18 protein-coding genes are annotated in these 20,273 nt (G+C 60.9%); 6 read left to right on the plus strand and 12 right to left on the minus strand.

The genetic code is table 11. From position 1 onward, the window contains the following. Window positions 1–2: 2 nt before the first annotated feature. Both HU750_RS06615 and HU750_RS06620 read left to right on the plus strand, forming a co-directional pair. Window positions 3–2,366, plus strand: coding sequence for a pyocin-S2/colicin E7-DNase domain-containing protein (locus tag HU750_RS06615; RefSeq protein ID WP_186677776.1), 2,364 nt, complete (start codon window positions 3–5; stop codon window positions 2,364–2,366). Continuing rightward, complete coding sequence (locus tag HU750_RS06620; protein WP_099455249.1) at window positions 2,363–2,626, plus strand: bacteriocin immunity protein; 264 nt, start codon at window positions 2,363–2,365, stop codon at window positions 2,624–2,626. Before HU750_RS06615 ends, HU750_RS06620 begins: the two co-directional genes overlap by 4 nt. Window positions 2,627–2,754: 128 nt before the next feature. Here HU750_RS06620 and cysN read toward each other — a convergent pair whose 3' ends face one another. The 3 genes from cysN to HU750_RS06635 all read right to left on the minus strand — a co-directional run bounded on the left by cysN (window position 2,755) and on the right by HU750_RS06635 (window position 6,614). Next, window positions 2,755–4,656 (minus strand): sulfate adenylyltransferase subunit CysN, encoded by a 1,902-nt coding sequence (gene cysN / locus HU750_RS06625; protein WP_085273976.1) that lies wholly within the window; start codon window positions 4,654–4,656, stop codon window positions 2,755–2,757. A gap of 15 nt (window positions 4,657–4,671) precedes the next feature. After that, on the minus strand, window positions 4,672–5,589 hold the full coding sequence (cysD, locus tag HU750_RS06630) for a sulfate adenylyltransferase subunit CysD (protein WP_003251799.1): 918 nt from the start codon (window positions 5,587–5,589) through the stop codon (window positions 4,672–4,674). A 266-nt stretch (window positions 5,590–5,855) separates the two neighbouring features. Continuing rightward, the gene (locus HU750_RS06635; protein WP_027595324.1) at window positions 5,856–6,614 is read right to left on the minus strand and encodes a Nif3-like dinuclear metal center hexameric protein; all 759 of its coding nucleotides are present in this window, start codon (window positions 6,612–6,614) and stop codon (window positions 5,856–5,858) included. Between the two features lie 214 nt (window positions 6,615–6,828). On the opposite strand from HU750_RS06635, the gene algW reads away from it, so the two are divergent. Then, the gene (gene algW / locus HU750_RS06640; protein WP_027595323.1) at window positions 6,829–7,989 is read left to right on the plus strand and encodes a Do family serine endopeptidase AlgW; all 1,161 of its coding nucleotides are present in this window, start codon (window positions 6,829–6,831) and stop codon (window positions 7,987–7,989) included. A gap of 116 nt (window positions 7,990–8,105) precedes the next feature. On the opposite strand, the gene HU750_RS06645 is transcribed toward algW, so the two are convergent. The 4 genes from HU750_RS06645 to HU750_RS06660 form a co-directional block, all read right to left on the minus strand. Continuing rightward, the gene (locus tag HU750_RS06645; protein WP_003251792.1) at window positions 8,106–8,870 is read right to left on the minus strand and encodes an amino acid ABC transporter ATP-binding protein; all 765 of its coding nucleotides are present in this window, start codon (window positions 8,868–8,870) and stop codon (window positions 8,106–8,108) included. A 10-nt stretch (window positions 8,871–8,880) separates the two neighbouring features. Continuing rightward, window positions 8,881–9,978, minus strand: coding sequence for an ABC transporter permease subunit (locus HU750_RS06650; RefSeq protein WP_186677778.1), 1,098 nt, complete (start codon window positions 9,976–9,978; stop codon window positions 8,881–8,883). Between the two features lie 10 nt (window positions 9,979–9,988). Then, window positions 9,989–11,167, minus strand: a complete 1,179-nt coding sequence (locus HU750_RS06655; protein WP_099430380.1) for an amino acid ABC transporter permease — start codon at window positions 11,165–11,167, stop codon at window positions 9,989–9,991. 67 nt (window positions 11,168–11,234) lie between these two features. Beyond that, a complete protein-coding gene (locus tag HU750_RS06660) occupies window positions 11,235–12,263 on the minus strand; it encodes an amino acid ABC transporter substrate-binding protein (RefSeq protein WP_027595320.1) in 1,029 nt (342 codons plus the stop codon). Window positions 12,264–12,594: 331 nt separating this feature from the next. Between HU750_RS06660 and HU750_RS06665 the strand changes: the two genes are divergently transcribed. Together HU750_RS06665 and rhlB are read left to right on the plus strand one after the other, a co-directional pair. Beyond that, complete coding sequence (locus tag HU750_RS06665) at window positions 12,595–13,251, plus strand: alpha/beta hydrolase (protein WP_027595319.1); 657 nt, start codon at window positions 12,595–12,597, stop codon at window positions 13,249–13,251. Window positions 13,252–13,352: 101 nt separating this feature from the next. Next, entirely contained in the window at window positions 13,353–14,816 is a 1,464-nt protein-coding gene (rhlB, locus tag HU750_RS06670; RefSeq protein ID WP_027595318.1) for an ATP-dependent RNA helicase RhlB, read from the plus strand. Between the two features lie 129 nt (window positions 14,817–14,945). On the opposite strand, the gene moaE is transcribed toward rhlB, so the two are convergent. The 5 genes from moaE to HU750_RS06695 form a co-directional block, all read right to left on the minus strand. Continuing rightward, a complete protein-coding gene (gene moaE, locus HU750_RS06675; RefSeq protein ID WP_027595317.1) occupies window positions 14,946–15,392 on the minus strand; it encodes a molybdopterin synthase catalytic subunit MoaE in 447 nt (148 codons plus the stop codon). 2 nt (window positions 15,393–15,394) lie between these two features. Next, the gene (gene moaD, locus HU750_RS06680; protein ID WP_186677991.1) at window positions 15,395–15,640 is read right to left on the minus strand and encodes a molybdopterin converting factor subunit 1; all 246 of its coding nucleotides are present in this window, start codon (window positions 15,638–15,640) and stop codon (window positions 15,395–15,397) included. Beyond that, window positions 15,640–16,110: a cyclic pyranopterin monophosphate synthase MoaC gene (gene moaC, locus HU750_RS06685; protein WP_027595315.1), complete on the minus strand. Its 471-nt coding sequence runs from the start codon at window positions 16,108–16,110 to the stop codon at window positions 15,640–15,642. The genes moaD and moaC overlap by 1 nt, the downstream gene beginning before the upstream one ends. Before the next feature lie 200 nt (window positions 16,111–16,310). Continuing rightward, a complete protein-coding gene (locus HU750_RS06690) occupies window positions 16,311–17,705 on the minus strand; it encodes a PhoH family protein (RefSeq protein ID WP_027595314.1) in 1,395 nt (464 codons plus the stop codon). 266 nt (window positions 17,706–17,971) lie between these two features. Next, window positions 17,972–19,108, minus strand: a complete 1,137-nt coding sequence (locus HU750_RS06695; protein ID WP_186677780.1) for a polysaccharide deacetylase family protein — start codon at window positions 19,106–19,108, stop codon at window positions 17,972–17,974. Between the two features lie 136 nt (window positions 19,109–19,244). Here HU750_RS06695 and yaaA point away from each other — a divergent pair, with 136 nt between their 5' ends. Next, window positions 19,245–20,024: a peroxide stress protein YaaA gene (gene yaaA, locus HU750_RS06700; protein ID WP_186677782.1), complete on the plus strand. Its 780-nt coding sequence runs from the start codon at window positions 19,245–19,247 to the stop codon at window positions 20,022–20,024. Window positions 20,025–20,273: the final 249 nt, after the last annotated feature.

A 20,273-nucleotide genomic window follows, 5' to 3' on the forward strand; every position in this document is an offset into this window, starting at 1 on the left:
ACATGGCACAGGACAAAACGTATTATCTCACCGAAGGGCTTTGGATTAGTGCCGCTGCCCCCACGGGTGCTGAACTCAGGTTGCTGGGTGGCGCTGGAGGCGGACCAGGCGGAGGGGGCTGGGGGCTGAGTGAAGGCTACCCTCGCGGTACCAGCCCAACCAAAAATGATATTGCGCGGGTCATTTCAACACGGAGAGTGTTGACAGAGGAATATCAGGTCATCGAGAAAGACCACGAAGAAAAATATACTCAAGAGATAAACCAGCTCCCAGAAACGATTGCCGCATTAAAAGCTCAAATCAGATCCGACGCGCAGAACACACCCAACCAATCTTTAAAAGCAATAGTTGAACAACAGGTTTTGACCTCACGTATCAGCCAGATGCGTGAGAACTACCTGCAGATTTTACCCGACGCAAATAGCTATTTTGGCGTACCCGCGTTCTATAAGCGCGGCGATTCAATGATGAGTCGGTTTCTCGACCCTGGCTTCATCGAATCAACAACGGGTGAAGCCTTGGGTGCGGAATGGGCCACAAAACTGCAGAGGTCGTGGGACGGCGCCTATCGTTCACACCTGCTAGCCCAGAAGCATCAGTCGCTAGCGGATGAACTCAAAGGGCTGGCAGTGCAGGTAGATGAAGAGGAGCTGACCCAGCAGCCTTTAGACCTGTTGAAGGTGATTGCGCGTAGAACAGCTCAGATTCACGTCGAGCGGCAAATTCACTTCGAATGTTTGCCTAATGTTATTCAGCATGAGCTCGGGCAAACCGTCATTGAGGACGCGTACACACTCGCCCAAACGTTCAATGCTTACTTGGCCACCGCCTCTGCTCTGGTGCAGAGCAAACAATCGCAAATACCGCAGTACCCAGATCAAAATCCGCGGATCAGCAGCCCTCTGTCGAAACCCCAACTAGAAGGACTGTTGCATCTTGTGGATGAGCAAAGATTGCGCCGAGCTGGTCAGCGCTGGAAGGAATATCACCAGGCCCTTGCATTGAGCGAATCGATCAGGTTCCTCGATACCTTCACAAGTGCTACGCAGAATCTTAACCAGCGCGCGGCCGAGGTTGAACACTTACAAGCTCAGTTTGCAGCGCAACAGGCGGCGACTGAGGAAGCCGCTCGGCTACAGGCTGAGGCTGAGCGCCTGGCTGCCGAGGAAGTGGTGAGGCAGCAAGCCGAAGCTGAGCGATTGGCCGCAGAAGAAGCGGCACGCCAGCAAGCCGAAACTGAGCGTTTAGCTGCCGAGGCGAAACGGCAGCAGCTCGAGAAGTTGCTCAAACGTATAAGTTACAACCACGAAGGCCGACTGGCGGCATCGGTCCCTGCAATCATCCCCATCGGTGCTGCAACGTTCGCAATCGCCGAGACCGCCTATACAGCCTTAGGGGCTGCAATATCTGCAGCTTTGACCAGGATTATTGCGGCTTCCACTCCCGCCCTAGCGGTGGGCTCCCTGGCTATGGCCTGGCCGTCGACGTTGGCCAACAGCGAACGTCACTACCTCATCAGCACGCCCCTCGCTAACCTTTCACCTCCGAACGGTCCGGATCTAGTCGCCCTTGCCCTCTCATCAACCAGTATCGATTTACCTTACCTTCTTGCTGGGGCCGAAGACCAACATGGGCTGGATCTCTACGTGGTACCTGGCGCTAAGCCAGTACCCGTTCGCGCCGCGACGTTCGACAGCGAGCGCCAGCTTTACAGCCTGGCACTGGAGAACCCTCAGCGAATTCTGACCTGGACCCCAGCCAGCGCACCGGGGGATGAACAGGGAAGCTCTACCAGTCTTCCGCCGGCACCACCTGGGACTGTCGTTTACACCGGCAGCAGCCTTAATCCTGTAAGCACCGAGCAGGACGGTTATCCGGCTCTGGAGCTACTGGATCAAGAACGGCTGATCATCACCTTTCCGCTGGATTCGGGTTTGCCGCCTATTCTGGTGGTGTTCAAGAGCCCGCGATATGAGCCAGGGATTGCTACAGGGTTAGGCTCGCCAATCACTGGTATCTGGCTCGATGAAGCAGCCAGGCAGACCGGGGCAGAAATTCCAACGCAGATTGCGGATGTGCTGAGGGGACGGGAATTTCGAGATTTCGATGCTTTCCGAGCCGCATTCTGGAAGGCTGTAGCCGAATACCCCGAGCTGTCTAGTCAATTTAACACTGCAAATAGAAATCTCATGGCTAGAGGACACGCCCCCAAAGCACGTGACAAAGATCACTACAAGGGGCACGCTACTTTTATACTTCATCACGTGATTCCAATTTCCGAACATGGAGCTGTATACGATGCTGACAACTTGAAGATTGTCACGCCAGCAGCGCATCACAACATACATTACGGGGCATCAGAATGACTCCAAAAAACAGCATATCTGAATTCACAGAACTGGAGTTCCTTGAATTTATAACTTCAATTACAAACCCACCCAACAATATAAGCGAACAGGTTTTAGATTCACACATCATGAGATTTAAATCGCTAAGCGAACATCCGAATGGCTCGGACTTAATATACTGGCCTGAGGCAGACGGCCTTGATACGCCAGAGGAAATCGTACGCATCATAAAAGAGTGGCGCGCAGCTAACGGCAAGCCAGGATTTAAAGCAGAGTAAATCCAACACCCCGCTCATGCGGGGTGTTACTCCTTAAAAATTAGTGCGTTCCAGACCTGTGAGATTTGCACGTCCGGACACAAACAAAAAACCCCGCCGAAGCGGGGTTTTTCATGCAGCCTCAGCGCTTAGATCGCGCCACGCTGACGCAGCACATCCAGCACTTGCTTCACGCCTTCGTCGACACTGGTGTTCTGGGTATCGATCACCAGGTCAGCGTCCAGCGGCACATCGAACGGGAAGCTTTCACCCGGGATGTTGTCGCCACCGGCAGCATACAGGCCCTGCGGGTCGCGCTCGCGGCAGGCGATTGGCGAGGCCTGGACGTAAACGGTCACCAAGCGCTCCTTGCCGATCAGCGCCTTGGCCTGTTCGCGGCCTTCGGCATCCGGGGCGACGAAGGCGGCCAGGGTCAGCATGCCGGCTTCGTTGAACTGGCGCGCCACATGGGCGGCGCGGCGCCAGTTCTCGGTGCGGCCGGCGCGGTCCTGTGGCAGGCCCTTATTCAGGTCGTGGCGCAAGTTCTGGCCATCGAGCACGTACACTGCACGGCCCATGTCGAACAGCTTGCGCTCCACGGCGTAAGCCAAGGTGCTCTTGCCAGCGCCGGACAGGCCGCTGAACAGCACGGTAGCCGGCTGCTGACCGAAGCGCAGGGCGCGCTCTTCAGTGGACACGTGAGCCTGCTTGCCATGCTGGCCAGTGCTGCCGTGCGGCAGCACTGGCTGTGCGATGATCATGCCGGCGCCAACGGTGCCGTTGGTCAGGCGGTCGATGACGATGAATGCACCGGTGGTGCGGTTGCTGTCATAGCCGTCCAGCGCGATGGCGCTGTCCAGGGACACCTTGACGCGACCGATCTCGTTCAGCTGCAGCGCGCTGGCCGCATCCTTTTCGAGGGTGTTCACATCGACCTTGTGGGTGATGCTGGCGATCGAGCCCGGCACATAGCTGGTGGCACGCTTGATGTCGTATTTCTTGCCGGGGAGCATGGGCTCTTCGGCCATCCACACCAGCATCGCGTCGAACTGGTCGGTCACCGGCGGGACGTTGTCGGCATGAACCAACAGGTCGCCACGGGAGATGTCGATCTCGTCTTCCATGGTCAGGGTCACGGCCTGGCCTGGGCCGGCGTTTTCCAGCTCACCTTCGTAGGTGACGATGGACTTGACCCGGCTGCTCTTGCCAGACGGCAGCACGACGATTTCGTCGCCCTTGTGCACCACGCCACTGGCGAGGGTGCCGGCAAAGCCGCGGAAGTTCAGGTTCGGACGGTTGACGTACTGCACCGGGAAGCGCAGGTCGGTGAAGTTGCGGTCGGCCGCGACTTCCACGGTCTCGAGGATTTCCATCAGCGCAGGGCCGGTGTACCACGGCGAACGCTCGCTGCGATTGACCACGTTGTCGCCCTTGAGCGCCGACATCGGCACGAAGTGCAGGCTGCTCGGCGTCAGGTTGATGGCATCGGCGAACTTCAGGTAGTCGGCCTTGATGTCTTCGAACACGCCTTCGTCGAACCCTTTGAGGTCCATCTTGTTGACGGCGACGACGATGTGCTTGATGCCCAGCAACGAGGCGATGTAGCTGTGACGACGGGTCTGGGTCTGCACGCCGTAGCGGGCATCGACCAGAATGATCGCCAGGTCACAGGTGGATGCACCGGTGGCCATGTTACGGGTGTACTGCTCGTGGCCCGGGGTGTCGGCAATGATGAACTTGCGCTTGGCCGTAGAGAAGTAGCGGTAGGCGACATCGATGGTGATGCCCTGCTCGCGCTCGGCCTGCAGGCCGTCGACCAGCAGCGCCAGGTCGACTTCTTCGCCGGTGGTGCCAGACTTCTTCGAATCACGGGTGATGGCTTCGAGGTGGTCCTCGTAGATCATCTTCGAGTCGTGCAGCAGGCGCCCGATCAGGGTGCTCTTGCCGTCGTCGACGTTGCCGCAGGTCAGGAAACGCAGCAGTTCCTTGCGCTCGTGCTGGGCCAGGTAGGCGAGGATGTCCTCGCTGATCAGATCAGATTGGTGCGACATGGAGTAACCCTGAAATTAGAAGTAGCCTTGGCGTTTCTTGTCTTCCATGGAGCCGGCGCCATCGTGGTCGATGACACGGCCCTGGCGTTCGGACGTACGGGTCAGGAGCATTTCCTGAATGATGTCCGTCAGGGTCTCGGCTTCGGACTCGACAGCCCCCGTCAACGGGTAGCAACCGAGGGTACGGAAACGCACCTTCTTCTTGACGATGCGGGCCTTTTCTTCCTCGGAAAGGTGCTCGAGGATGCGCTCGTCGTCGATCATGATCAGGGTGCCGTTCTTCTCGATGACTTCACGCTCGGCGGCGAAGTACAGCGGCACGATCGGGATGCCTTCGAGGTAGATGTACTGCCAGATGTCCAGCTCGGTCCAGTTCGACAGCGGGAAGACGCGGATCGACTCGCCCTTGTTGACCTTGCCGTTGTACACGTTCCACAGCTCGGGGCGCTGGTTCTTAGGGTCCCAGCGGTGCTTGCTGTCGCGGAACGAGTAGACGCGCTCCTTGGCGCGCGACTTTTCTTCGTCACGGCGGGCACCACCGAAGGCGGCGTCGAAACCATGCTTGTCCAGCGCCTGCTTGAGGCCCTGGGTCTTCATGATATCGGTGTGCTTGGAGCTGCCATGGGTGAAGGGGTTGATGCCCTGCGCCACACCCTCAGGGTTGACGTGGGTGATCAGCTCCAGGCCCATTTCCTCGACCATCTTGTCGCGGAAGCTGTACATCTCCTGGAATTTCCACTGGGTGTCGACGTGCATCACCGGGAACGGCAGCTTGCCCGGGAAGAAGGCCTTGCGCGCCAGGTGCAGCATCACGGCGGAATCCTTGCCGATCGAGTACAGCATCACCGGGTTGTCGAACTCGGCGGCCACCTCGCGGATGATGTGGATGCTCTCCGCCTCCAGCTGTTTCAAGTGCGTCAGTTTGTCGACCATGGCTACTCACGAAAAACGATCTTATGGACGGCCTGCGGGCCGTGTTCGAGCGAGCCACTTTATCACAGCGGCTGATTCTATTTAGGAGGCGGGCTAGATCGAAACAATCTAACGATATGACTGGGGGTTTGGGCTCTGGCTACTCACCACCGGTCGTTGTAGGGGCAGCCTTGTGCTGCGAAGAGGCCAGTGGTGGCACTTTACCTGTACCGGCCTCTTCGCAGCGCAAGGCTGCTCCTACAGGGGCTGTGGGCGATCCGGAAGGGTTAGATCGGGTTCGGGCAATCGATGAACAGATGTTCCACGGCGAAGCGCCGGGCCAGGTAGTCGCCCAGGGCCTGCACGCCATAGCGCTCGGTGGCATGGTGCCCGGCGGCGATGAAGCTGACACCGTTTTCGCGGGCACTGTGGAAGGTCTGTTCCGACGCCTCGCCACTGATGAACAGGTCCACCCCTGCGGCAATCGCGGTATCGATATACCCCTGCCCGCCCCCGGTGCACCAGCCCACGCGGCGGATCATCTGCTCGCCTTCAACCAGCAACGGCTCACGCCCCATCACCTCTTGCACCCGCCGGGCAAAATCCCGTGCAGTCATCGGCTCGGCCAGCGAACCGACCAAGCCAACCACTTTCGGGTTTTCCGGGTCCAGCGGCCCCTCGACGGTGATATCCAACTGGCGCGCCAGCTGCACGTTGTTGCCCACCTCCGGGTGTACATCCAGCGGCAGGTGGAACGCCAGCAGGCTGATGTCGTGCTTGAGCAGGGTTTTCAAACGGCGCTGCTTGATCCCCGTGATGCAGGGGTTCTCGCCCTTCCAGAAGTAGCCATGGTGCACCAGCACCAGGTCGGCCTCGGCCTCGACCGCAGCATCCAGCAACGCTTGGCTGGCCGTGACACCGCTGACAATGCGGCTGACCTGCGGACGGCCCTCGACTTGCAGCCCGTTGGGGCAATAATCCTGGATCTTCGCACTGCCCAGGTAGCGCTCGGCTTCCTCGACCAGTGTGTTCAGAGCGACGGCCATGAAAATCTCCTCGAAATCTGCGTTTTTGCCGGGTTCAACACCCGTATACTGGCGGCCATTATGAGCCGTCGCCGGCCTTGGGGAAACCGGCGTCAGCCGCCTGGGTGCAGGCCAGACAAGCCTTCGCCGATCAGCGGTTTCAGGTGTATGATCGCGCGCGCTCGCGCCCCGTGGCGCTGCTATCTGGCTCCCGCCCTACTCCCAGGATTCGTTCATGTTCAAGGCTCTGCGTTATTTTGGCTGGCCCCTGCTCACCGGTGTGTTGATCGCCATGCTGATCATCCAGCGCTTCCCGCAATGGGTCGGCCTGCCCAGCCAGGACGTCAACCTGCAGCAGGCCCCGCAAACCACCCGGATCATGCAGGGCCCGGTGTCGTATGCCGACGCCGTGACCCTAGCCGCACCGGCGGTGGTCAACCTGTACACCACCAAGGTGGTCAACAAGAGCGCCCATCCACTGTTCGAAGACCCGCAGTTCCGCCGCTTCTTTGGCGACAACCTGCCTAAGCAGAAGCGCTGGGAGTCGAGCCTGGGCTCGGCGGTAATCATGAGCCCCGAGGGCTACCTGCTGACCAACAACCACGTCACCAGTGGCGCCGACCAGATCGTGGTAGCGCTCAAGGATGGCCGCGAAACCTTGGCGCGGGTGATCGGCAGCGACCCGGAAACCGACCTGGCGGTGCTGAAGATCGACTTGAAGAGCCTGCCGGCCATCACCATCGGCCGCTCCGACAACATCCACATTGGTGATGTCTCGCTGGCCATCGGCAACCCCTTTGGCGTCGGCCAGACCGTGACCATGGGCATCATCAGTGCCACCGGCCGTAACCAGCTGGGCCTGAACAACTACGAAGACTTCATCCAGACCGACGCGGCGATCAACCCGGGTAACTCCGGCGGTGCTCTGGTCGATGCCAACGGCAACCTGATCGGCATCAACACGGCCATTTTCTCCAAGTCCGGCGGCTCCCAGGGCATTGGTTTTGCCATCCCGGTGAAGCTGGCGCTGGAAGTGATGAAGTCGATCGTCGAACACGGCCAGGTGATCCGTGGCTGGCTGGGCATCGAAGTGCAGCCGCTGAGCCAGGAACTGGCTGAGTCGTTCGGCATGCAGAATCGCCCAGGCATCGTCGTGGCAGGGATCTTCCGTGAAGGGCCGGCGCAAAAAGCCGGGCTGCAGCTGGGTGACGTGATCATGAGCATCAACGGCGAGCCGGCGGGTGACGGGCGCAAGTCGATGAACCAGGTGGCGCGGATCAAGCCCAACGAGAAGATCACCATCGAGGTGATGCGCAATGGGCAGCAACTGAAGCTGGTCGCCGAGGTGGGGCTGCGGCCGCCGCCTGCTCCGGCGACGACTCAGGAAGAGAAGTAACACTGGGGCTGCTTTGCAGCCCATTCGCAGCGCAAGGCTGCTCCTACAGGGGGATCGCATTGCCTTGTAGGAGCAGCCTTGCGCTGCGAATGGGCCGCAAAGCGGCCCCAACAGCATCAGTGCAGAATCTGGCTCAAGAACAACTTGGTCCGATCACTGCGCGGCCGATCGAAGAAATCATCCGGCGCCGCCTGCTCCACAATCTCCCCCTTGTCCATGAAGATCACCCGGTTCGCCACGGTGCGGGCAAAGCCCATCTCGTGGGTGACACACAGCATGGTCATGCCGTCCTCGGCCAGGCCCACCATGGTATCGAGCACTTCCTTGACCATCTCTGGGTCGAGCGCCGACGTCGGCTCGTCGAACAGCATGATCTTCGGTTTCATGCACAGCGCCCGGGCAATCGCCACACGCTGCTGTTGGCCGCCCGACAACTGCCCCGGGTACTTGTGCGCCTGCTCAGGGATACGCACCCGCTCCAGATAATGCATGGCGATTTCCTCGGCCTTGCGCCGCGGCATCTTGCGCACCCACATCGGCGCCAGTGTGCAGTTTTCCAGAATGCTCAGGTGCGGGAACAAGTTGAAGTGCTGGAACACCATGCCCACCTCACGGCGGATCGCCTCGATCTGCTTGAGGTCGTTGGTCAGCTCGACGCCATCGACGACGATGCGCCCCTGCTGGTGCTCTTCAAGCCGGTTAAGGCAGCGGATGGTAGTCGACTTGCCCGACCCGGATGGCCCGCACAGCACAATGCGCTCGCCCTGGCGCACATTCAGGTTGATGTCCTTGAGCACATGGAACTGGCCGTACCATTTGTTCACACCCTGCATCTGGATGATGCCTTCGGGGCCAGCAGGCTGCTTGATCGCTTCACTCATTTCGAAACTCCTAACGCTTGTGGCCAGTGTCCAGCTTGCGCTCCAGGTGCATGGAGTAGCGGGACATACCGAAACAGAAAATCCAGAAAACCAGCGCAGCGAACACGTAGCCCTCGGTGGCCATGCCCAGCCAGGCCGGGTCGGCCGCCGCTTGCTTGACGCTGTTGAGCAGGTCGAACAGGCCGATGATGATGACCAGGCTGGTGTCCTTGAACAGGGCAATGAAGGTGTTGACGATGCCGGGGATCACCAGCTTCAGCGCCTGGGGCAGGATCACCAGGCCCATCGCACGCCAGTAGCCCAGGCCCATGGCCGCAGCCGCTTCGTATTGCCCCTTGGGGATAGCCTGCAGGCCACCGCGCACCACCTCGGCGATGTACGCCGACTGGAACAGGATCACGCCGATCATCGCCCGCAGCAGCTTGTCGAAGCTCATGCCTTCAGGCAGGAACAGCGGCAGCATCACCGAGGACATGAACAGCACGGTGATCAACGGTACGCCGCGCCAGAACTCGATGAAGGTCACGCAGACCACTTTCACCGCCGGCATCCGCGAACGCCGCCCCAATGCCAGCAGGATGCCCAGCGGCAACGCACCGACGATCCCCACGGTGGCGATCACCAGGGTCAGCATCAGCCCGCCCCACTGGCTAGTCGGCACGCTTTCCAGGCCCAGGTAGCCGCCATGCAGCAGGGTGTAGGCGAGAACCGGGTACAGCACCAGAAAGCCCAGGCCATACACGGCCTTGCGCGGGAAGCGCTTGATGAACAGCGGCGCGGCGCCGAGCACGGCCAGCCACACGGTCAGGTCCACGCGCCAGCGCAGTTCCGTCGGGTAGTAGCCGTACATGAACTGGCCAAAGCGCTGCTGCACGAACACCCAGCAGGCGCCCTCCTTGGTGCAGTCTGCGCGGGTGGTGCCGACCCAGTTGGCATCGATCAGCGTCCATTGCAGCAAAGGCGGTACGATCAGCCACACCAAATAAAGGGCGAACAGGGTTAGCAGGGTATTGAGCCAGCTGGAGAACAGGTTGGCACGCATCCATGCGAGCACGCCGACGGTCTTCACCGGTGGCGGCATGTCAGGTTTGAAAACGTGAGCATTCACGGGCGTATCCTCACCGCTCGATCAGCGCAATGCGCTTGTTGTACCAGTTCATCAGCAGCGAAATGCTGATGCTGATGGCGAGATAGACACTCATGGTGATGGCAATCACCTCGATGGCCTGGCCGGTCTGGTTGAGCACCGTACCGGCGAACAGCGAGACCATCTCTGGGTAGCCGATACCGGCCGCCAGCGACGAGTTCTTCGCCAAGTTCAGGTACTGGCTGGTCAGCGGCGGAATGATCACCCGCAGTGCCTGGGGAATGATCACCTTGCGCAGGGTCGGGCCCTCGCGCAGGCCCAGCGAACGCGCAGCTTCAGTTTGGCCATGGCTGACCGAACGGATGCCAGAGCGCACGATTTCGGCAATGAACGCCGCGGTATAGATCGTCAGCGCCAGGGTCAATGCCAGCAGTTCCGGGATCAGCACCCAGCCACCGACGAAGTTGAAGCCCTTCAACTGCGGCACTTCCCAGTGCACGGGGCTGCCGAACAGCAGCACGCAGAGGCCAGGGATGGCAATGAACAGCGCCAGCCCCACCCAAAACTTGTGAAACGGCTCACCGGTCTCGTTGAAGCGTTTGTTGGCAACACGCACCATCACCACAATGGCCGCGATCGCCAGCGCCAGAGCAATGACAAACGGCCAGAAGCCATCGGCCATCGAGGCGCCGGGCATGTTCAGGCCACGGTTGCTGATGAAGAACAGGTCGTTGATGTTGATGCTGCCCCGCGGCCCTGGCAGGGTCAGGAACACCGCGAAATACCAGAACAGAATCTGCAGCAAAGGCGGAATGTTGCGGAAGGTCTCCACATACACGGTTGCCAGTTTGTTGATCATCCAGTTCGGTGACAGCCGTGCCACACCAATGATGAACCCCAAAACGGTCGCCAGGATGACGCCGATGATCGTCACCAACAGCGTGTTGAGCAGGCCGATGACGAACACCCGCGCGTAGCTGTCGGATTCCACATAAGGGATCAGGTGCTGGGCGATGCCGAAGCCGGCACTGCGGTCGAGAAAGTCGAAGCCCGAGGTGATGCCCCGGTGTTGCAGGTTGGTTTGCGTGTTGTGGAACAGGTACCAGCCCAGGCCCACCACGAAGACGATCGTGAGAACCTGGAACAACCACGCGCGCACACGCGGATCGTTCAGGGATAGCCCCTTTTGTGCGCCGATTCGATTTTGCATGAAGTGCCCCGGACAGTAGGGATTCGAACAGCCTGCGGCGGCGGGATGCCGCCGCAGGGTGCAGCCATCAGCGCACAGGTGGCGCGTACTGGATGCCGCCGTTGTTCCACAGGGCGTTCATGCCACGGTCGATCTTCAAGTCAGTGCTCTGGCCCAGGTTCTTCTCGAACACTTCGCCATAGTTGCCCACTTGCTTGACGATCTGGACTACCCAATCTTTGGGCAGCTTGAGGTCTTTGCCGTACTCGCCGTCAGCGCCAAGCAGGCGGGCGTTGTCCGGGTTCTTGGTGGATTTGGCCTCAGCCTCGACGTTCTTCGAAGTGATGCCGGCCTCTTCGGCGTTGAGCATGGCGAACAGGGTCCACTTGACGATGCTGAACCATTCTTCGTCGCCCTTGCGCACCACCGGGCCCAGGGGTTCCTTGGAGATGGTTTCCGGCAGCACCACGTAGTCGGTCGGCGCGGCCAGCTTGGAACGCTGGGCGAACAGCTGCGACTTGTCCGAGGTCAGCACGTCGCAACGGCCGGACTCCAGCGACTTGGCGCTTTCGTCGGAGGTGTCGAAGGTGATCGGGGTGTACTTCAGGTTATTGGCGCGGAAGTAGTCGGAAACGTTCAGCTCGGTGGTGGTACCGGCCTGGATGCAGATGGTCGCGCCATCGAGCTCTTTGGCACTGGAAACCCCCAGCTTCTTGTTGACCAGGAAGCCGACGCCGTCATAGTAGGTGACACCGGCGAACACCAGGCCCATGCCGGCATCGCGCGAGCTGGTCCAGGTGGTGTTGCGCGACAGCACGTCGACTTCGCCAGACTGCAGCGCAGTGAAGCGTTCCTTGGCGTTGAGCTGGCTGAACTTGACCTTGGTCGCATCGCCGAACACGGCGGCAGCGACGGCGCGGCAGACATCGGCGTCGATACCGACGATCTTGCCTTGCGCATCAGGTACCGAGAAGCCTGGCAGACCGTCGCTCACGCCACACTGGACGAAGCCCTTCTTCTTTACCGCATCAAGCGTGGCGCCGGCCTGGGCGGTTGTCACAGCGCCCAGCGCAGCGGCAGCGGTCAGGACTGCCAGGGTGGTTTTCAACATCTTCATTCACAACCTCCAAATCGCTCTTGTTGTACCGAGCCGGAATTGCACCGCACCCTTTTGAGGCGTATCCGACCCGTGTTGGCTTGTTATTGGGTCAATGGCGCAATGGGCTGTTCTATGACAGCCTTCACGTGCAAAGGGTGTTACCGTCACGGCCTGACCCTTGCATCGGATGATTCATAGCAAAGGGCGTACCACAGTTGACGGCTAAAGCGTTTAAGCGCTCGTCAAGTAGGGAAAGTTGTATCGTTGCGACATTCTTTTTCCGACAATCATTTGCAGCGCCTTCTTTTTACGCACACGAAAACAAGACACGCACACTTTCGGAGCAGTCATGACCAACCCGCTGATTCTCGAACCGCAGAAAACCGCCGACGCCTGTGTGATCTGGTTGCACGGCCTGGGCGCCGACCGTTACGACTTCCTACCGGTTGCCGAATTCATGCAGGAACGACTGCTCAGTACCCGGTTCATCATGCCCCAGGCCCCTACCCGCCCAGTCACCATCAATGGCGGCTATGCCATGCCCAGCTGGTATGACATCAAGGCCATGACCCCGGCGCGCGCCATCGACGAGGCGCAACTGGAGGAATCGGCCGAACAGGTGATCGCCCTGATCAAGGCCGAACAGGCCAAGGGCATCAATCTGTCGCGGATTTTCCTGGCCGGTTTCTCCCAAGGTGGCGCTGTGGTGCTGCACACTGCCTATATAAAGTGGCAAGAAGCCTTGGGCGGGGTGATCGCGCTGTCCACCTACGCGCCCACCTTCAACGATGCCCACGAGCTCAGCGCCTGCCAGCAACGCACCCCGGCCCTGTGCCTGCATGGCGTGCACGACCCGGTGGTGATTCCTTCGATGGGGCGCACGGCCTTCGAATACCTGAATACTTGGGGTGTTGCCGCCCAATGGCACGAATACCCGATGGAGCATGAAGTGGCCATCAACGAACTGAGCGACATCCACGGCTGGTTGAGCCAGCAATTGCAATAAGCCAGGCTCGCCCGTCGATGTAGGTGTATTCCGCTACGCCGTGTCCAGTTCTTGCTTTACACTGCCCGGCGTACATTCCTTAACCAGTTGATGAGACGATCGTGCTCAAGGCACTCAAAAAAATATTCGGCAAAGGAGACGCCGCGCCTCAGGCCGTCGATCCCGCTGCCAGCGTGAAAACGCCCGCGCCTGCTCCCGCTGCTGTGGCTCAGCCCCAGTCTCAGCCAGCGCCTCAGCCGGCCCCAACACTCGCCGACGCCAGCCCTGAGGCCCAAGCGCCTGCCGCCACCGACAAACCGGCCAAGGACAAACCGCGCCGCGAACGCAAGCCAAAGCCGCAGGCCAGCCTGTGGAAGCTGGAAGATTTCGTGGTAGAGCCGCAGGAAGGTAAAACCCGCTTCCACGACTTCAAGCTGTCCAGTGAAGTGATGCACGCGATCCACGACCTGGGCTTCCCCTACTGCACGCCGATCCAGGCGCAGGTATTGGGTTACACCCTGCGCGGCCAGGATGCGATCGGCCGGGCCCAGACCGGCACCGGCAAGACCGCCGCGTTCCTGATCTCGATCATTTCCCAGCTGCAGCAGACGCCGCCGCCCAAAGAACGCTTCATGGGCGAACCGCGCGCGCTGATCATCGCGCCAACCCGCGAACTGGTGGTGCAGATCGCCAAGGACGCCGCCGCCCTGACCAAGTACACCGGCCTGAACGTCATGAGCTTTGTCGGTGGCATGGACTTCGACAAGCAGCTCAAGGCCCTGGAAGCTCGTCATTGCGACATCCTGGTCGCCACGCCGGGCCGCCTGCTGGACTTCAACCAGCGCGGTGAAGTGCACCTGGACATGGTCGAAGTGATGGTGCTGGACGAAGCCGACCGCATGCTCGACATGGGCTTTATCCCCCAGGTACGTCAGATCATTCGCCAGACCCCGCCGAAAAGCGAACGCCAGACGCTGCTGTTCTCCGCCACCTTCACCGAAGACGTGATGAACCTGGCCAAGCAGTGGACCACCAACCCGGCCATCGTCGAGATCGAGCCAGAAAACGTCGCCAGCGAGACGGTCGAGCAGCACGTCTACGCGGTGGCCGGCAGCGACAAGTACAAGCTGCTGTACAACCTGGTGACCCAGAACAAGTGGGAACGGGTGATGGTGTTCGCCAACCGCAAGGATGAAGTGCGCCGTATCGAAGAGAAGCTGGTGCGCGACGGTATCAACGCCGCCCAACTGTCGGGGGACGTGCCGCAGCACAAGCGCATTCGTACGCTAGAGAGCTTCCGCGAAGGCCGGATTACCGTGCTGGTGGCCACCGACGTGGCGGGCCGCGGTATCCACATCGATGGCATCAGCCACGTGATCAACTTCACCCTGCCCGAAGATGCTGATGACTATGTTCACCGCATCGGCCGTACCGGCCGCGCAGGGACCAGTGGCGTGTCGATCAGCTTTGCCGGCGAGGATGACTCCTACCAACTGCCGGCAATCGAAGAGCTGCTGGGGCGCAAGATCAAATGCGAGATGCCGCCGGATGAACTGCTCAAGCCGGTGCCGCGAAAACACCACTGATCGGTGGTGACTTCTTCGCGGGGCAAGCCCGCTCCCACAGAAATCGTGCTGACCTGAAGTCTGCGAGATTCCTGTGGGAGCGGGCTTGCCCCGCGAACCGGGGTAAAACCCCGGCCAGCCAAAACGGTTCTACCAGCGCCCCGCCGCATCCTGGTCACTCTGCTTGCCTTCCACCCAGCGCGGCCCGTCCTGGGTGTTTTCCTTCTTCCAGAACGGCGCCCGGGTCTTCAGGTAATCCATGATGAAGTTGCAGGCATCGAACGCCGCCTGCCGATGGGCACTGGCCACACCGACGAAAACGATCGGCTCGCCCGGCTCCAACGCGCCAATCCGGTGCAACACCTCGACCTTGAGCAAGGGCCAGCGCTGCTCGGCCTCGACCACGATCTTGGCCAACGCCTTCTCGGTCATCCCCGGGTAGTGCTCAAGGAACATCCCGGCCACCTCGCGGCCATCATTGAAATCACGCACGTAGCCGACAAACCCGACCACCGCGCCCACGCCGACATTCGCGGCATGCATGGCATTGACCTCGACACCCGGGTCAAACGCCCCGTGCTGCACTCGCACCGTCATGCTCAGCCTCCGGTCACCGGCGGGAAGAACGCCACTTCGTCGCCCTCTTGCAGCGGCTCGTCGAGCCGGCAGAGCTCTTCGTTGCGCGCGCACATCAGGTTCTGCTCCGCCAGCAATTCATAGTGCCCGCCCTTGGCCACCAGCGCCTTGCGCACATCGTCGATCACCGCGAAGTCACCTTCCACGCGTTCGGCATCGAGCCCGAGCAATTCCCGGTAACGGGCGAAATACATCACCTTGACCTTCATCACGCGTCCACCTTGTAGTGGCCGCTCTTGCCGCCGAGTTTTTCCAGCAGGCGCACCTGCTCGATCACCATGCCCTTGTCCACGGCCTTGCACATGTCGTAGATCGTCAGTGCGGCAACGCTGGCAGCGGTCAGTGCCTCCATCTCGACGCCGGTCTGGCCGGCCAGCTTGCAGCGGGCGACGATGCGCACTGCGTCCTGCCCTTCGGCGCTGAGCTCGACCTTGACGCTGGTCAGCATCAGCGGATGGCACAGCGGGATCAGGTCGCTGGTTTTTTTCGCCGCCTGGATACCGGCAATGCGCGCCACGGCGAACACATCGCCCTTGGGGTGCTCACCGTCGACGATCATCTGCAAGGTCTGCGGCAACATGCGCACCCGCGCCTCGGCAATCGCCTCGCGCTCGGTCACGGCCTTTTCAGTGACGTCGACCATGTTGGCCCGCCCCTGGGAATCAAGATGTGTCAGCACTGCTCTGCTCCTGTGAAGGGAACACAGAGTGTAAACCTGTGGGTCAGGTTTGAGCAGTGGCATGTACTGTCGGTGCCGGCCTCTTCGCGGGGCAAGCCCGCTCCCACAGGATCTCCACTGGCCTTGAATCGAGTGGGTCTCCTGTGGGAGCGGGCTTGTCCCGCGAAGAGGCCGGGCGGTGCACCACCCGGCTGGATGGGTTACAGATGCGACTCGGCGTACTCGGCGAGCACCGACCGTGGCACACCCTGCAGGGTGATGTGCACGCCATGGGGGAAGTCCTTGAAGCGCTCGGTCAGGTAGGTCAGTCCCGAGCTGGTCGCGGACAGGTAAGGGGTATCGATCTGCGCCAGGTTGCCCAGGCAGACCACCTTGGAACCGGAGCCGGCACGGGTGATGATAGTTTTCATCTGGTGCGGCGTGAGGTTCTGGCACTCGTCGATCAGGATCAGGCTCTGCTGGAAGCTGCGACCGCGAATGTAGTTCAGCGACTTGAACTGCAGCGGCACCCGCTCAAGGATGTACTCGACGCTGCCGTGGGTGCTCTCGTCATCCATGTGCAAGGCTTCGAGGTTGTCGGTGATGGCACCCAGCCAGGGCTCCATCTTCTCCGCTTCGGTGCCCGGCAGGAAGCCGATCTCCTGGTCCAGCCCCTGCACGCTGCGGGTAGCGATGATGCGCCGGTAACGCTTGCTGACCATGGTCTGCTCGATGGCCGCGGCCAGGGCCAGGATGGTCTTGCCCGAGCCGGCGGCGCCGGTCAGGTTGACCAGGTGGATATCCGGGTCGAGCAAGGCGAACAGGGCCAGGCTCTGATGGATGTCTCGCGGTTTCAGGCCCCAGGCTTCCTGGTGCAACAGGGGTTCCTGATGCAGGTCGAGCAGCAGCAGTTCATCATCGCGGATGCCCTTGATCCAGCCGACGAAGCCTTGTTCATCGATGATGAACTCGTTGATATGCACTGCCGGCAGGTTGTCGATCATTTGCACACGGTGCCAGGTGCGGCCCCGTTCCTGGCGGGTGTCGACCTTGCTGACCCGGTCCCAGAACGAGCCGGTGACCGAATGATAGCCCTTGGACAACAGCGACACGTCATCGACCAGCTGGTCGGTGCTGTAGTCCTCGGCCGCGATACCGCAGGCGCGCGCCTTCAGGCGCATGTTGATGTCTTTGGTGACCAGCACCACGTCAAGGTCGGTGCGCCGGGCCCGTACTTCGAGCAACTGGTTGATGATGATGTTGTCGTTGAGGTTTTCCGGCAGCAGCTTGTTCGGCTCGTTGCGCGGGGTCATCAGGATGGACAGGAAGCCCTTGGGCCCACTCTTGTTGCGCTGGATCGGCACGCCCTGCTCGACATCGCTGGGCGAGGCGTTACCTAAGGTCTGGTCGATCAGGCGAATGGCCTGGCGGCATTCGGCGGCGATGCTTTGTTTGCCGGTCTTGAGCTTGTCGAGTTCCTCCAGCACCGTCATCGGAATGGCGACGTGGTGCTCCTCGAAGTTGAGCAGTGCGTTGGGGTCGTGAATCAGGACGTTGGTATCGAGCACATACAGGATTGGCTTGCTGGAGGAAGGGTTGCGTCCTTGGTCATCCATACTCGGTCACCTTATGTCGAAGCCACACGGCGCGGTCTGCTGCGCCGCAGAGTGACTGCCGGTCTTCCCGTATCCGCGTTGCTACGGGCGGGAAGCGAACCTGACACGGTGGATGACGCCACCTGTGCTGCAGGGCTCGGCTGTCTGGTTTCTTCATACCGCATAAACGATGACTAAAAAAAGCATTTTTACGCGCAGGTGAAGTTTATTTTTCCGAATGACGAACAGGGGTTGGCGAGGGGGCAAGTGAGGTCTACAGTCAGATATTAGTCCCCTTGCTCACGGTGCCCATAAGCGTGGCAGCCCTCCCAGCCGATGCCGCTCTGGGCGGTGTTGCGCAGCAACCATTCTACCGCCGGCTGTGCCTTGGGCAGGCTGTCATGGAATTGGATCACCCCCTTGCGCCATAGCAGCATCAAGGTCAGCACCCGCTGCGCCGAGGCCTCTGCGCTCAACACGCCCTCATCCTGGGCATCGATATCCCACAACGACACCTGCAACTGCTGGCTGGCCATGAACGCTTCGCCATCGGCCCGACGCTGGCCATAAGGCGGGCGGAACAGCGGCACGTACTGCGCTGGCAGGTCAGCCTGCACCCGCGCCTGGCTGCGCCGCAACGAATCCTGCCAGCCCTGCCACTGGGCATGAGAGCGGTATTCCCAGCCCTGAATGCCCACGCATTGCCCGCGATAGAGCTGTCGCAGGGCCTGCACGGTGGCAGCGTCACGGCGTTGCTGCAGGCGATTGCCAAGCACGAAGAACGTGCCTTCAAGCTTTTGCCGGCGCAGGTAATGGGTGAGGGTATCGGTATAGCCGCCGTCGGGCCCTGGGCCCCCCACGAAGGTCAGCAGGAACATGCGATCGTTGAGCTCATCGCCATTGCGTTCCCGGTTGGACAGGCGCTCGACCTCGCTGCTGGTGTTCGGCAACAGGGCTGCCTTGCGCAGTTGCTCATCCAGGTAACGGACATGGAACTGATGGCTCGGCTCGATCCAGCCGGTATAAAATGTGCCGACATCTGCAGCGAACGTCGCTGCTTGCGTACGCAATTCCGCCATCGACGTGACCGGGTAGCAGAACGAAGCATCCTGTTCGCAGCTGCGCTGGGCCTGTTGATAACCCTGCCACAAACGCTGCCACAGGCGTGCCCGCACCAGGCGGACCTTTTGCAGGTTGATCTGCCGCAACCCTAACCGGCCTGCCAGTGCGCCATCGTCCAGCAGTTCGCTCTCGTGCAGCACCTGGGCGAACGAGAGGATCTCGGCCCGCGAGGCCACATCGAACAGCGCCGGGCTGTCCAACTGCTCGGGCCACAGGCTGCGGTCCAGGCTTGCCTGGGGTGATGGGGCGGCCTGCACGGCCAAGCTCAACAGCGTGGCCAGCAAGGCCGATGCAATGCGCACGGTGGGAAGCTCCGCAACAGCAAAACGCGCACTATAGCGCCTGGCTTGGCGATGGTCTGTGACTATCGTCGGCATAGTTTGGACTTGCCAGGCCCAGCCCGTAGAATCCCCGCCAACGATTCCAGGAGCCGACCCGATGCTGACGGTGATTTCCCCCGCCAAGACCCTCGACTACGACACCCCGCCGGTGACCGAGCGTTTCACCCTGCCCCAGTACCTGGACGACTCCCAGGCACTGATCGTGCAACTGCGCGAGCTGTCGCCCGCCCAGATCAGTGAACTGATGCACCTGTCCGACAAACTCGCCGGCCTCAACGCCGCCCGTTTCGGCAGCTGGACTCCAGACTTCACCCCGGCCAACGCCAAGCAAGCGTTGCTGGCGTTCAAAGGTGACGTGTACACCGGTCTGGACGCCGAGAGCCTTGGCGAAGACGACTTTAGCTACGCCCAAGACCACCTGCGCATGCTCTCTGGCCTGTATGGCCTGCTGCGCCCGCTCGACCTGATGCAGCCGTACCGTCTGGAAATGGGCACCAAGCTGGCCAACGCCCGCGGCAAGGACCTGTATGCCTTCTGGGGCACGCGCATCAGCGAATGGCTGAACCAGGCCCTGGCCGACCAAGGTGATGACGTGCTGCTGAACCTGGCCAGCAATGAGTACTTCAGCGCGGTAAAACGCGGCGCCTTGAAGGCCCGCGTGATCAACGTCGACTTCAAGGACTTCAAGAACGGCCAATACAAGATCATCAGCTTCTACGCCAAGAAAGCCCGCGGGATGATGAGCCGCTTCGTGATCGAGCAGCGCATCAACGACCCAGAGCAGCTGAAGCAGTTCGACGTGCAGGGGTACTACTACAGTGCCGAGCAGTCGAAGGCGGATCACCTGGTGTTTTTGCGGGATCACGCGCAGGCTTGAAGCTCTCCCCGACGGTAGCGTCGCCGTTGAGATCGAGCGCCGCCCGCGCGGCGCTTCGCAGCACAAGGCTGCTCCTACATTTTCGGGCCAGTCACGCCTGTGAAGGCGCCGCGAGGGCGGCGCTCGATCTCGAAACCAGAGAAAATGCCCGCCCTCCCCCGCCCCCAACACCGGCCCCAATCAAACCGCCATCACGCCACAATCCCGACGCCAAAAAACCACCACACCACCCTTTATCGCCAAACGCCA

Source organism: Pseudomonas sp. SWRI50, from assembly GCF_014269095.1.
In the GTDB taxonomy this organism is placed as follows: Bacteria; Pseudomonadota; Gammaproteobacteria; order Pseudomonadales; family Pseudomonadaceae; genus Aquipseudomonas; species Aquipseudomonas kermanshahensis.